At 63.7% G+C, this 12,393-nt stretch carries 14 protein-coding genes; all 14 read left to right on the top strand.

Annotated elements, in window-relative coordinates; all coding sequences use genetic code 11:
- Window positions 1-27 precede the first annotated feature (27 nt).
- The 14 genes from GVK95_RS24650 to GVK95_RS24585 all read left to right on the top strand — a co-directional run bounded on the left by GVK95_RS24650 (window position 28) and on the right by GVK95_RS24585 (window position 12,199).
- Window positions 28-336, top strand: a complete 309-nt coding sequence (locus GVK95_RS24650) for a type II toxin-antitoxin system RelB/DinJ family antitoxin (RefSeq protein WP_159953327.1) — start codon at window positions 28-30, stop codon at window positions 334-336.
- Window positions 333-626, top strand: coding sequence for a type II toxin-antitoxin system RelE/ParE family toxin (locus GVK95_RS24645; protein ID WP_159953326.1), 294 nt, complete (start codon window positions 333-335; stop codon window positions 624-626). The genes GVK95_RS24650 and GVK95_RS24645 overlap by 4 nt, the downstream gene beginning before the upstream one ends.
- A gap of 72 nt (window positions 627-698) precedes the next feature.
- A complete protein-coding gene (locus tag GVK95_RS24640) occupies window positions 699-3,248 on the top strand; it encodes a heavy metal translocating P-type ATPase (protein WP_159953325.1) in 2,550 nt (849 codons plus the stop codon).
- Between the two features lie 217 nt (window positions 3,249-3,465).
- A complete protein-coding gene (gene cueR / locus GVK95_RS24635; RefSeq protein ID WP_159953324.1) occupies window positions 3,466-3,897 on the top strand; it encodes a Cu(I)-responsive transcriptional regulator in 432 nt (143 codons plus the stop codon).
- Window positions 3,898-3,974: 77 nt separating this feature from the next.
- The gene (locus tag GVK95_RS24630) at window positions 3,975-4,178 is read left to right on the top strand and encodes a heavy-metal-associated domain-containing protein (RefSeq protein ID WP_159953347.1); all 204 of its coding nucleotides are present in this window, start codon (window positions 3,975-3,977) and stop codon (window positions 4,176-4,178) included.
- A 168-nt stretch (window positions 4,179-4,346) separates the two neighbouring features.
- Entirely contained in the window at window positions 4,347-5,507 is a 1,161-nt protein-coding gene (locus tag GVK95_RS24625) for a diguanylate cyclase (RefSeq protein WP_159953323.1), read from the top strand.
- 163 nt (window positions 5,508-5,670) lie between these two features.
- A complete protein-coding gene (locus tag GVK95_RS24620) occupies window positions 5,671-6,141 on the top strand; it encodes a hypothetical protein (RefSeq protein WP_159953322.1) in 471 nt (156 codons plus the stop codon).
- A 242-nt stretch (window positions 6,142-6,383) separates the two neighbouring features.
- Complete coding sequence (locus tag GVK95_RS24615) at window positions 6,384-6,737, top strand: endonuclease domain-containing protein (RefSeq protein WP_159953321.1); 354 nt, start codon at window positions 6,384-6,386, stop codon at window positions 6,735-6,737.
- Window positions 6,738-6,943: 206 nt separating this feature from the next.
- On the top strand, window positions 6,944-8,398 hold the full coding sequence (locus GVK95_RS24610) for a terminase family protein (protein WP_244618886.1): 1,455 nt from the start codon (window positions 6,944-6,946) through the stop codon (window positions 8,396-8,398).
- A 15-nt stretch (window positions 8,399-8,413) separates the two neighbouring features.
- A complete protein-coding gene (locus GVK95_RS24605; protein ID WP_159953320.1) occupies window positions 8,414-8,857 on the top strand; it encodes a hypothetical protein in 444 nt (147 codons plus the stop codon).
- A 128-nt stretch (window positions 8,858-8,985) separates the two neighbouring features.
- Window positions 8,986-9,600 carry a glycoside hydrolase family 19 protein gene (locus GVK95_RS24600; protein ID WP_159953319.1) on the top strand — a complete coding sequence of 205 codons (615 nt, stop codon included), beginning with the start codon at window positions 8,986-8,988 and terminating at the stop codon, window positions 9,598-9,600.
- A gap of 125 nt (window positions 9,601-9,725) precedes the next feature.
- On the top strand, window positions 9,726-10,031 hold the full coding sequence (locus tag GVK95_RS24595; protein ID WP_159953318.1) for a Dabb family protein: 306 nt from the start codon (window positions 9,726-9,728) through the stop codon (window positions 10,029-10,031).
- Between the two features lie 383 nt (window positions 10,032-10,414).
- Window positions 10,415-11,575 (top strand): phage portal protein, encoded by a 1,161-nt coding sequence (locus tag GVK95_RS24590; protein WP_159953317.1) that lies wholly within the window; start codon window positions 10,415-10,417, stop codon window positions 11,573-11,575.
- 303 nt (window positions 11,576-11,878) lie between these two features.
- Complete coding sequence (locus GVK95_RS24585; RefSeq protein ID WP_159953316.1) at window positions 11,879-12,199, top strand: DUF6107 family protein; 321 nt, start codon at window positions 11,879-11,881, stop codon at window positions 12,197-12,199.
- Window positions 12,200-12,393 lie beyond the last annotated feature (194 nt).

Raw genomic sequence — 12,393 nt, 5'->3', positions numbered from 1 at the left:
ACTCTTTGCATCCAACGGAGTTTGCCCATGCCATCCAACGCACTCGTCCAGACCCGGATTGATCCGGACATCAGAGATCGGGCCGCAATGGTTCTTGAGCGCATGGGCCTGACGGTCTCCGACGCCGTGCGGATTTTGCTGACCCGGACCGCCAATGAAGGCGCCTTGCCGCTGGAACTGCTCGCTGACCCGGAAGCGCATGATGCCTGGTTTCGCCGGAAGGTGCTGCAGGCGCTGGATGATCCGCGTCCTGATGTCGAGGATGAGGACGTCGAGGCGCGGTTTGCCGAAAGGCGGCAGAAAGCGCGTGGCAAACTGGGTGGTGAGGCGACGTGAAGCTCACCTGGTCAGCCTATGCTCTGGCTGACCGTGCATTGATCTTCGACTACATCGAAGCTGTTAATCCGCGCGCGGCGGTCGACATGGACGAACGCATAGCCGCAGCCCTAGGCAGGTTGACGGATTTCCCCGAAAGCGGACGGCCCGGCCGGATCGAAGGAACGCGAGAAATCGTCGTCAACGGCACGCCTTACATTGCGGCTTATGTTGTTCTTCAGGATCGTGTCCGGATCCTGCGCCTTCTGCATGGTGCGCAACGCTGGCCTGATGCATCACCCGAGACGTGATCCCCCACAAAAATCCTCACCTACCCCTTGACCCTCCCATGATGGGAAGGTCCATGTAGGGGGCAGAGGTGAATGACCATGAACATGCAATCCAGACCAGACCAAGCCCTCCAGCCGGACATCCAGACGCTGCAGATCCCCGTCGACGGCATGACCTGTGCGTCCTGCGTCAAGCGGGTCGAGACGGCGGCGGCGAAAGTCGAAGGCGTCGAGACGAGCGCTGTCAATTTTGCCACCGAGACCCTGTCTGTGACCACCGGCCCCGGCTTTTCCGCCGCTGCACTGGTCAAGGCGGTGCGCGATGCCGGCTATGAGCCGAGGACCGAGGTGATCACGCTTGATATCGACGACATGACCTGTGCCTCCTGCGTCGGACGGGTGGAAAAGGCGTTGAAAGCCGTGGCCGCGGTCGAGGAAGCGTCGGTCAATCTGGCGAACGGCAAGGCACTGGTGACTGTGCTTGACGGCAGGAATGCCGTGCCGGCCATGGTCAGGGCGGTCGAGAAGGCGGGTTACAAGGCAAGACTGCAGGCGGAAGCCGGCGAGACCGACCAGCATGAGCAGGCCAAGGCGCGCGAGATCGCCGTCCTGACACGTGACGTGTGGATCGCGCTTGCCCTGTCGCTGCCGCTTTTTATCATGGAAATGGGCAGCCATCTCTATCCGCCACTGCATCACATGCTGATGGATGTTTTCCCCAGCAACACGTTGTATTACCTGCAATTCGTGCTGGCGACGCTGGTGCTTTTCGGTCCTGGCCGGCGCTTTTTCGTCAAGGGTGTACCGGCACTGTTGCGGCTGGCGCCGGACATGAATGCGCTGGTCGCGATCGGCACCGGGGCTGCCTATCTCTATTCGCTGGTCACGACTTTTGCGCCTGGCCTGCTGCCGGCCGAAGCCCGGCATGTCTATTACGAGGCCGCTACCGTTATCGTCACGCTGATCCTGCTTGGCCGCCTGCTCGAGGCCCGCGCCAAGGGCCGGACTGGGGCGGCGATCCGCAAGCTGGCCGGCCTGCAGGCAAAGACCGCAAGGGTCGAGCGCGACGGCCGGACGGTCGATCTTGACGTCGGTCAGGTCGTGCTCGGCGATGTCGTGGTGATCCGTCCGGGCGAGCGCATTCCGGTCGACGGCACGGTGATCGACGGCACGAGTGCTGTCGATGAGGCGATGATTTCCGGTGAGCCGATCCCGGTCGAGAAGGGGCCGGGGGCAACCGTGATCGGCGGCACGGTCAACGGATCCGGCAGTCTGAGGTTTACCGCGACCGGCGTCGGCGCCGACATGATGCTGTCGCGCATCATCCGCATGGTCGGTGAAGCGCAAGGGGCCAAGCTGCCGATCCAGAAACTGGTCGACCAGGTGACCTTCTGGTTCGTGCCGGCGGTGATCGCGGTTGCGATCGTCACTTTCTTCGTCTGGTTGGCCGTCGGGCCGGAGCCGGCCTATACCTACGGCATGATCGCGGCCGTTGCCGTTCTGATTATCGCCTGCCCCTGCGCCATGGGGCTGGCCACCCCGACCTCGATCATGGTCGGCACCGGGCGGGCCGCCGAACTCGGCGTGCTGTTCAGGAAGGGCGAGGCGCTGCAGACGCTGGCCGATATCGACACCGTCGTCATGGACAAGACCGGAACGATCACCAAGGGCCGGCCGGAACTGGTCGAGATCGTCGTGGCCGACGGTTTTGACGAGGCGGAGGTGCTCAGCCTTGTTGCCAGCCTCGAGGCACGCTCCGAACATCCGCTCGCCGATGCGATCGTCCGGGCGGCGGAAGGGCGCGGGCTCATCCTGCAACCGGTCGAGACGATGCAGGCGGTGGCCGGCTTTGGTTTGGCCGGAAGCGTGGCCGGCCGCACGGTTGCGGCCGGTGCAGATCGCTACATGGTGAAACTCGGGCTCGATGTGACGCCGCTTTCGGCGCGTGTTGCCGAACTGGCCGACCAGGGCGCAAGTCCGCTTTATGTCGCGATCGACGGTAGGCTTTCGGCGGCATTGGCGGTGGCCGATCCGCTGAAGCAGACCAGCGCTGCTGCGATTGCGGCGCTGAAGGCGATGGGGCTGAAGGTGATGATGGTGACCGGCGACAATGGTCGCACGGCTCGCGCGATTGCGGCCAAGGCCGGTATCGATGATTTTGTCGCCGAGGTTCTACCCGAGGGAAAGGTCAAGGTGATCAAAGACCTGCAGGCAAACGGCGCAAAACTCGCCTTTGTCGGCGACGGCATCAACGACGCGCCGGCGCTGGCCACGGCCGATGCCGGCATCGCGATCGGTACCGGCACCGATGTTGCGATCGAAAGTGCCGATGTGGTGCTGGTCGGTGGCGACCTCACTGGTGCCCTGCATGCGATCGAGCTTTCGAGAAAGGTGATGCGCAATATCGGTGAAAACCTGTTCTGGGCCTTCGGCTACAATGTGCTGCTGATCCCGGTTGCCGCCGGCGCGCTTTATCCGGCCTTCGGCTGGATGCTCTCGCCGATGGTCGGGGCGGGTGCCATGGGCCTGTCGAGCGTGTTTGTACTGTCGAATGCGTTGCGGCTGAAGCGGGCGAGGGTGACGGATGTGGGGGCGGATGTTGTTATTGGGCCGTCCCCCTCATCTGCAAAATCTAGCACTTAGCTGACGCTAAGATGCTGATTTTGCTTCTTTTCCCTCCAGGGGAGAAGAACGGTCCCTCCCGGAGGAGAACAAAGGTGGCGTTTCTCCTCTCCCCTGGAGGGAGAGGACGGAAAATCACGGTCTTGGCGTCAGCCAAGTCGTAGATTTTCCAGGTGAGGGGGCTTCGTCATGGTGAAGGGGCATCGTCATCCAGAACGAAATAACCAAGGAGAACCACATGAATATCGGCGAAGCCTCGGCGGCTTCCGGCGTTTCGGCCAAGATGATCCGCTACTATGAGGAGATCGGCCTGATTGCGCCGGCAGGACGCACGGCGGCCAATTACCGGGTCTATGACGAGGATGAGGTCAACCGGCTGCGCTTCGTGCGCCGCGCCCGCAATCTCGGCTTTTCGCTGGAGGAAACCGAGCGGCTGTTGAAACTCTGGGCCGACAAGGAGCGGGCGAGCGGCGAGGTCAAGGCGCTGGCGGTCAGCCATATCGCCGACCTGCAGGTGAAGATCGCCGAGATGCAGTCGATGGTCGACACGCTGAGCCATCTGGCCGACAGCTGTCAGGGCGACGCGCGGCCGCATTGTCCGATCCTCGCCGACCTCGCCGGCAAGCCGCTGCGGCAAAAGGCCGGGGGCGGGGTGAGGAAAAACACTTGACCTTGCCATCGGGGCAGGGTGCAGAAGCAGGCCGAAGAGATCGGCGAGAGCAGGCTTTACAGGAGCAAGACGTGGACATGCGTGCAGAATTTTCGGTCGAGGACATGACCTGCGGCCATTGCGAAAAGGCCGTGACAAGGGCGTTGGCCGAAGCGCTTCCGGGTGTTGCCGTGCAGGTCGACCTTGCAGCCCACAGGGTCAGCGTCGCGGGCGACGCCGAGGTTGCCGGCAGGGCCGAAGCCGCGATCCGCGAGGCTGGTTACACACCGGTCAAGCTCTGAGGGGCCGCCCATACCGTCAGGGCTGTGGCGCAAAGGCCGATCGCCTGAGGAAAATGACGGTCATTTCAAGTTTTAACGACTATCGCGTCTAATTTAGAAATCTGTTTGCGAGACAAGCGGACCTGTTGTCGGACGCGCAAGAGCGTTACCGATTATCGAGGCTTGGGCATGCAGGGATTGACATGGGTTGGCGCCAGGCAGGACTGGCTTTTGCGGATGGGCGCCGAGGTCGAGGCGGCGCATGAGCGCGCCTATGGCGCCATGCGCATCGTGCATCTGCGCCAGACCATTCTGGTCGGGCTTGCGGTCTACAATGTCTACAATCTGACCAGCCTCTACCTGATGGCCGATATCCAGTCCTGGACCGTGTTCCTGCGGCTTTGCCTGCTGACGCCGGGTTCCCTGCTGATCTTCTGCCTCGTGCCGCGCCTGCCGGCGGACTGGCGCGAAGCGCTCCTGCTGCCGGGCGTGATGCTCGCCAGCCTGCTGCCGCTCTTTCTGCTGTGGCTGTCGCAATCGCCGCTGGCGACCTATACGATTGGCGAACTGCCGCTGGCGCTGGTCTTCGGCAACATGCTGCTGGTGCTGCGGTTTCGTTATGCCGTGCCGTTCACCCTGATCACCTGCGGGGTCGCCATTGCGGTGGTCAAGACCAAGGTCGGCATCGATCCGGCGCTGCATTTCCCCTTTCTGGTGCAGATCGTCACCGGCGCCTTCCTGACGCTGTATGCCAACTGGCATGTCGAGCGCGTGCGTTGCCGGTCCTTTCTTGCCGAATATGATGCGCGGCGCCGGGCCGACCGGGCCGAGCGGCTGGGCGACCGGCTGCGCGACCTGTCGCGCACCGACACGCTGACCGGCATCGCCAATCGCGGCCATCTCGACGAGACGCTGGCGGGCTGGCTGGAGGACGGGTCGGACGTTTTGGTGATGATGGTCGATGTCGACCATTTCAAGCCCTATAATGACCTGCTTGGCCATCCTGCGGGCGATGAATGCCTGAAGCTGGTGGCCCAGCGCCTGGCGGATTATGCGCGCTACTACGACGGCTTTGCCGCCCGCTATGGTGGCGAGGAGTTTACCCTGATTTTCCAGATGGATGCGGCCAATGGCGGATCCTTTCTCGCCGACCGCGTGGTCAAGGCGGTGCGCACGCTGGCCATTCCCCATCCGGCCCGCACCGACGGGCTTTCGGTGGTCACCGTCAGCGCCGGTTTCGCCGGCACGCAAGCCGGACTGCCGCGCACGGCCGGCACTCTGCTCGCCCGCGCCGACCAGGCGCTCTACGAGGCCAAGCGCCAGGGCCGCGACCGGTCGAGGGCGGCGTGAGGGATGTGGAAATTCGCGAGATAGGAAAATAATCCTTGACGGCGTGACGCTGTTTTGCTAGTTTTGCTCATGGTCGGAAATCTGCGGATGGCGGCCGGTGTGGTTCGATATGGACGTTTGAAGCTCGGGGATCCCCGGGCTTTTTTTGTTTCGGGAGGCGGGCATGATGGCCGATGACGAGGACGAGGACGAACCTGGGGATCTGGCGCTGCTGGCACCGCTGGAGGTCAAGTCGGTGGATGAGCCAGATGGTGGGGCGCATCAGGGGGCCAGTCGCGAACTGGCGCGGTTGCTTGCCGATTTCACCCTCGAGATGCGGGCGCAGTTTGATCTCTTTCGACGGCTGCGTTCGGCGGCCGATGCGCTGCTCGACGGTGCCGACGAGGCAGCCGCCAAGCTGGCGCGCGCCGATATCAAGGCGGCGACCGATGCGATCGCACTGATCATCCGCACGCTGGAAAAGATCGACAGCCTGCAGCGGCAGCTGACCCGTGACCGGACCGAGGCCGATGAGCGGCAGCAGCTGAGCCACGATCCGCAGACCTTGCGCCGCAAGCTGGCGCTGATGATCGAGGCGCGGGTGGCGGAGCGGGTCGAGGTCGAACTGGCTGCGCGGGCGCCGCCGGGCGGGTGAGGGGTGTTGGCGGGCGTGGTTTTGCTTTGCGGCGTGTCCCCCTCATCTGCGAAATCTGAGGTTTAGCCTGCGGCTAATTCCTCGATTTCGCTTCTTCTCCCTCGAAGGGGAGAAGAAAGGCGTCGAGGTTGGCGCTGATGGCAGGTGACAAGTCGGTGCTATGGCACCGCCGCAGGTGGGCTTTCGGGGCTAAGCTTGTGTTTCAACGGGCTTTTGGCACAATCTCGAAAAGAGGTTTCGCCATGTCCAGGACCTTTCCGCCACTTGCCCGCAGCAGAGCGCGATCGATGCGCCAGGACGCAACGGATGCCGAGGCGATCGTCTGGTCGCATATTCGCAATCGTTTGCTGAATGGCTTCAAGTTTCGCCGGCAGGTGCCGATCGGTCCGTATATTGCGGATTTTGTCTGTCAGGAACGAAAGCTTGTCGTGGAACTGGACGGATTTCAACATGCGGAAAGCAGCCACGACCTGGTGCGGGACCAGTATCTGAACACGCTCGGCTACCGGGTTTTGCGCTTCTGGAACCAGGACGTCTATTCCAGCCTCAATGATGTTCTTGGCCATCTTGTCGAGGTTCTCGAGGGACGCGCCTGAAAACGACGCCTTGCTTCTCCCCTTGAGGGAGAAGAAGCGAAATCGAAGGCTTAGCCGCAGGCTAAACCTCAGATTTCGCAGATGAGGGGGGCTTTGTCGGAATGGGGTTTCCCCCTCACCAGGAAAATCTACGACTTAGCCTTTGGCTAAGATCGTGATTTTCCGTCCTCTCCCTCAAGGGGAGAGGAAAGGCGTCAGGAGTGGCGATGACCAAGAGCAGTGACGGGCGGGTGCAGCGCGGGCAACAGCGCAAGGCGACTGGCACTTTGGATGGATTTTCAACGGGCATGGACGCTGTCAATGCGTGCCGCACCGTGGCGGTGGCCTCGGCAAGGGCGGTAGCTGATGCTCTCGGCGGTCCTTCGGTGCCGGATCACAGGGTTTCCGATCTGCGGGCACTGGACCTGACCGGCGCGCTGTCCGATCTTGAGCCGGCAGCGTTGGCTTTTCTGCTGCGCGACTGGTCGCTGGTCGGCCGCACGGAGCAGCAGCCGCCGGTGGGCGATTGGCTGACCTGGCTGATCCTCGGCGGTCGCGGGTCCGGCAAGACGCGCGCCGGGGCCGAATGGGTGCAGGCGCAGGTGTTGGCTGCGGGCCGGCGCACGGATCTGCGCATCGCGCTGGTCGCCGAGACGCTGGGTGACGCCCGCGAAGTGATGATCGACGGCGCGTCGGGCCTTGCACGCCTTGCCGGGCCGATGGTGCCGGAGGTCGAGATCAGCCGCAGGCGGCTGGTCTGGCCGAATGGCGCCATGGCCCAGATCTTTTCGTCGGAAGATCCCGAAAGCCTGCGCGGGCCGCAGTTTCATCTGGCCTGGTGCGACGAACTGGCGAAATGGAAACATGCGGACGCGACGTTCGACATGCTGCAGTTTGCGCTCAGACTGGGCGATCGGCCGCGCCAGGTGGTGACGACGACGCCGCGCGCCGTGCCGCTGTTGAAGCGGCTGATCAAGGACGCGACGACGGCACTGACCCGGATATCAACGGCGGGCAATGCCGGCAATCTGGCGCCGGGTTTCATTGCAGCGCTCGACGCCCGCTATGGCGGTACGCGGCTTGGCCGGCAGGAACTGGACGGCGAACTGATCGAGGATCGGCCGGACGCCCTGTGGAAGCGCCAGCGGCTGGACGAACTGGTGACAAGGGTGACCGAACCCCTGCGCCGCATCGTCGTGGCGGTCGATCCGCCGGCAGGCGGCATATCGTCGTGCTGCGGCATCGTGGTTGCCGGGCTGAAAGAGAATGGCCAGGCGGTGGTGCTGGCCGATGTCTCGGTCGAAGGGGCAAGCCCGGCGGTCTGGGCCCGCGCCGTGGTCGCGGCCTTTCGCCGGTTCGAAGCCGACCGGGTGGTGGCCGAGATCAACCAGGGCGGCGACATGGTGGCAAGCGTGCTGACCGGCATCGAGGCATCCCTGCCGATTACGACGGTGCGGGCGACACGCGGCAAGTTTCTCCGCGCCGAACCGGTGGCCGCACTCTACGAGCAGGGCCGGGTCGTGCATGCGGCGCGTTTTTCGGCTCTGGAAGACCAGATGTGCGATTTCGGCCCGGATGGTCTGAGCAGCGGACGTTCGCCCGACCGGCTCGATGCGCTGGTCTGGGCACTGACCGCGCTGATGCTGGAGGGCGGCGGCGAGCCGCGCATCCGGGGGATTTGAGCGGGAGCATTGGTTTTGGTGTTCGTGTGGGCAATGGCGTTGGCGTTGGCGTTGGAGCCTGCCCCCTCATCTGCCTGCCGGCATCTTCTCCCCGTCTTGACGGGGAGAAGAGCGGGCGGGGCTGGCATTGCGGTCAAAACAAAACAGGACGAAACAAAACAGGGCAAAACAAAACCGGCGCCTTTCGACGCCGGTCTGGAACTTGAACTGAAACTTGAGCGGTGGATCGCTTATTTCGAAGCGGATGACGGTTGCGACGAACTGGCGCGCATCTGGCGCCATTCGTTTTCCAGGCGTTCCAGCACATGGGCCGGAATAGGCGCCGATGAGGTGGCTGATACGGCCGGGGCCTTGGTCTGGGAAGCGGTATTCGTCTGCATGTCTATCCTCCTCGCGTTGGAAGTCTGTGCCTCAAACGTCCTTGTGAGCGGAAGGTTCCACAGTGTTAAATCTTTGTAAATATGGACCGATGCCCCTTTAAACGATTGAATTTTCTTCAATCGGTTTAAATCCGCAGATTTTTTCGGGGCCGGCTGCGCCCCTTTCAACTTCACCATTTTTTCACCCGCCAGAATTGAGGGGTCGCCATGCCGATCGCCAGAAAGACGTTCTTTGCCGGCGTCCGCGCGGCCGTGTTCGGCGGTCGACTGACGGCTGATCAGGTGGCGGGCATGGAGGCGATTCTCGACCGTTTCGAGCGGCGCGGCTGGGGCGATCCGCGCTGCCTTGCCTATATGCTGGCAACCGCCCATCACGAGACGGCAGCGCGCATGCAGCCGGTGCGCGAGACGCTGGCTTTCAGCGACGACGAAGCTATCGCCATCCTCGAGCGCGCCTGGCGCGGCGGTCGGCTGCCCTGGGTGGCGACGCCCTATTGGCGGCGCGACGCGGACGGAAAGAGCTGGCTCGGCCGTGGACTGGTGCAGTTGACGCACAAGGTCAATTATGCGGCGATGAGCCGGGTGACGGGGGCCGATCTGCTGGCCGAGCCTGATCTGGCGCTGCGACCCGATATTGCCGTTGCGATCATGCTTTCCGGCATGACAGAGGGTACCTTCACCGGCCATCGGCTGAGGGACTATTTCGACGGCCAGAAGGCCGACTGGATCGGCGCGCGCCGGATCATCAACGGGCAGGAGCGGGCCGGCAAGGTCGCGGCCACCGCCCGGCTGTTCGACGCGGCGATCCGGGCGGGGCTTTGAGTTTGGCAGTTCGGTCGGTCGGGTGGTCGGGTCGCCGGGCCGGTCGCGAGGTCGGGCGTGGCATTGAGCCGGGGAGGCGGTCATGCTATCGCGCCGCAGCATTGATCTGTTGCCGGGAGTTCGCCATGATCCGCCATATCGTCTTCTTCACCGTCCGGCCGGAAAATCTCGATGCCGTGCGGGCAGGGCTGTCGATCCTCACCGGTATTCCGCATGCAAGCCGGCTGGAGATCGGCACCAATGTGAAGACCGACCAGTTCGACCAGGGTATTGACCTGATCGTCTACGGCGAATTCGACGATGCGGCGGCACTTGCCGCCTACAAGGCTCATCCGCTTTATCAGGACAGCATCGACCGGGTGAAGCCGCTGCGCGAAGAGCGTTTTGCGGCGGATTACGAGGTTGGGGCGGCAGTGACCGAGGCGATCTGACCGTCAAAGGCGGCGCATTTTCGGCTTGGCACTGCACTTTGGGGGCACCCCCCTCTGTCCGCTACGCCGACATCTCCCCCACATGGGGGGAGATCGTCCGACACGTTGTGCGCTTTTACTTGTGCGACGCCTCTTCCTTGATGTCGGGTGCAAGGCTGACGATTGTCGGGGCAGTGCCGGTGCGGCAGATCGATCTCCCCCCGTGTGGGGGGTGAGGAATGGTCTGCGCAGCAGAGCAAACGATCCAGTGAATCGTTTGCAGTGACGAACGCCCGGCAGGGCAGAGGGGGGTAACGGCCCATCTCACATACGGATAGCCTTGCCGCAGCCGAAACCCCGCATGCGTAGAACGACCGCTCCTCCACGATCAACGGAGACACCTGATGAAGATCCCATTTCGAATGCCGTGGACAATGTCGAGGACAGGGTCTTCGGCAGACAAGGCCGTGCGTGACGAAAAGGCCATAACCGGCCCCCTGGCGCTGATTGCCGGCGAGGGGCAGGCGCGCTGGACCGGCCGCTCCTACGGTGCTTTGTCGCGCGAAGGTTTCATGAAGAACCCGGTCGCCTATCGTGCGGTGCGGATGATTTCCGAGGCGGCGGCCAGCATTCCCTGGCTGGCCTATCAGGACGGCGGCGAACGGCCGGATCACCCGGCGCTCGCGCTTCTGGCGCGGCCGAACCCGGCGATGACCGGCCCGGACTTCCTCGAGACGCTCTATGGCCACCTGCTGCTCGCCGGCAATGCCTATGTCGAGCCATTGACGCTCGGCGAACGCGCGGCGGAACTGCATCTGCTCAGGCCGGACCGGACAGGCGTGGTGCTCGGCACCGATGGCTGGCCGGTCGGCTACGACTACCGCGCCGGCGGAGCGGCACGGCGGATTGCGGCGGGCGCGTTGCTGCATCTGAAACTGTTTCATCCGCTCGACGACCACCAGGGATTTCCACCACTGGCAGCAGCCCAGGTGGCGCTCGACCTGCACAATGCCTCGGGCCGCTGGAACAAGGCGCTGCTCGACAATTCGGCAAGGCCCTCCGGTGCGCTGGTCTACCAGCCGAAGGAGGGCGGCAATCTTTCGGCCGACCAGTATGAGCGACTGAAGACCGAACTCGACGAGGGTTATTCCGGCCCGATGCGCGCCGGCCGGCCGTTGCTGCTCGAAGGCGGGCTCGACTGGAAGTCGATGGGGCTTTCGCCGAAGGACATGGATTTTGTCGAGGCGAGGAATGGCGCCGCCCGCGACATCGCGCTCGCCTTCGGCGTGCCGCCGATACTGATCGGCATTCCCGGCGACAACACCTATGCCAATTACCAGGAGGCCAACCGCGCCTTCTACCGGCTGACCGTGCTGCCGCTGGTGGCACGCATAGCCGCCAGCCTCTCGGTGTTTCTCGGCCAAATCACTGGCGAGGCCCTGCGGCTGGAACCGGATCTCGACACGGTCGCGGGCCTTGCCACCGAGCGCGACGCGCTCTGGGCACGGGTCGGCGCGGCAGGCTTCCTGAGCGACGAGGAAAAGCGCGAGGCGGTGGGCTATTGAGGGTGGGGCGCGGTCGCGAGCGGGACTTCTCGCGTTTGCGAGGAACTCAAGTTTCGCACTTCAACCTGAATCGGAACCGCAAGCACTTCATCCGCCACATTCAGGTCCGGAATCAAATTCTCAGCTTTGGCGCCTAAGCGATTCCACGGACTCGCGAAAACGGCGGCACTTCATGTGCGACATGAAGCGGCGATCGGCGACGGGTGCCGGTTCTGCGAGGGGGAAATTGCGCCGGCCGACGCCTACAGAGGCGGGATCGTTCAGGCCGGCGCGGGTCCAAGATTAATCGCGAAAGATGAACAAATGACTGACTTCAGCCATGACGGCGGGGTGTTTTCCGCACGTCTGATCGGTGCTGTCGCGGGCTCCGCGATCTCGCTGGTCTATCTCCTGCCCAAGGGCCGCCGCGAGGCCGTCGGGCGACTGCTGACCGGTGTCGCCTGCGGGCTGATCTTCGGCGGACCGACCGGTGTCTGGTGCGCGACGCGGCTGGGGCTGACGCAGCACCTGTCGGCAGCCGAGACCATGCTGGCCGGCGCGACGCTTGCCTCGTTCACTGCCTGGTGGGGGCTTGGCCTTCTGGTCCGGCTGACCACGCGGGCTGGGGGAAAGACGGGGATGTGAGCTTTCGAGCGGTTGCCCCCTCACTTGGAGTTTCTGGCACTTAGCGTTCGCTAAGATGCTGAAATTCCATTCTCTCCCGCAAGGGGAGAGATGGACGCCGCAGCGCCCTGGGCCACGCCAAGAACAACACCAGACAATCAGAACATTACGAGGAGAGATCCGATGCTGCGACCATCACGGGTGGGGGCAAGGGC

Origin of the sequence: Rhizobium sp. 18065, from assembly GCF_902706095.1 — a bacterium.
Lineage (GTDB): Bacteria > Pseudomonadota > Alphaproteobacteria > Rhizobiales > Rhizobiaceae > Allorhizobium.
The sequence above is the reverse complement of the archived record's forward strand: the minus strand, read 5'-3'. Positions and strand labels throughout refer to the sequence as shown.

Excerpts from the sequence above, each read along its gene's own strand:
- GVK95_RS24650 (WP_159953327.1), top strand. The coding sequence starts at position 28 with ATGCCATCCAACGCACTCGTCCAGACCCGGATTGATCCGGACATCAGA.
- GVK95_RS24640 (WP_159953325.1), top strand. The coding sequence starts at position 699 with ATGACCATGAACATGCAATCCAGACCAGACCAAGCCCTCCAGCCGGAC.
- cueR (WP_159953324.1), top strand. The coding sequence starts at position 3,466 with ATGAATATCGGCGAAGCCTCGGCGGCTTCCGGCGTTTCGGCCAAGATG.
- GVK95_RS24630 (WP_159953347.1), top strand. The coding sequence starts at position 3,975 with ATGCGTGCAGAATTTTCGGTCGAGGACATGACCTGCGGCCATTGCGAA.
- GVK95_RS24625 (WP_159953323.1), top strand. The coding sequence starts at position 4,347 with ATGCAGGGATTGACATGGGTTGGCGCCAGGCAGGACTGGCTTTTGCGG.
- GVK95_RS24620 (WP_159953322.1), top strand. The coding sequence starts at position 5,671 with ATGATGGCCGATGACGAGGACGAGGACGAACCTGGGGATCTGGCGCTG.
- GVK95_RS24615 (WP_159953321.1), top strand. The coding sequence starts at position 6,384 with ATGTCCAGGACCTTTCCGCCACTTGCCCGCAGCAGAGCGCGATCGATG.
- GVK95_RS24610 (WP_244618886.1), top strand. The coding sequence starts at position 6,944 with ATGACCAAGAGCAGTGACGGGCGGGTGCAGCGCGGGCAACAGCGCAAG.
- GVK95_RS24600 (WP_159953319.1), top strand. The coding sequence starts at position 8,986 with ATGCCGATCGCCAGAAAGACGTTCTTTGCCGGCGTCCGCGCGGCCGTG.
- GVK95_RS24595 (WP_159953318.1), top strand. The coding sequence starts at position 9,726 with ATGATCCGCCATATCGTCTTCTTCACCGTCCGGCCGGAAAATCTCGAT.
- GVK95_RS24590 (WP_159953317.1), top strand. The coding sequence starts at position 10,415 with ATGAAGATCCCATTTCGAATGCCGTGGACAATGTCGAGGACAGGGTCT.
- GVK95_RS24585 (WP_159953316.1), top strand. The coding sequence starts at position 11,879 with ATGACTGACTTCAGCCATGACGGCGGGGTGTTTTCCGCACGTCTGATC.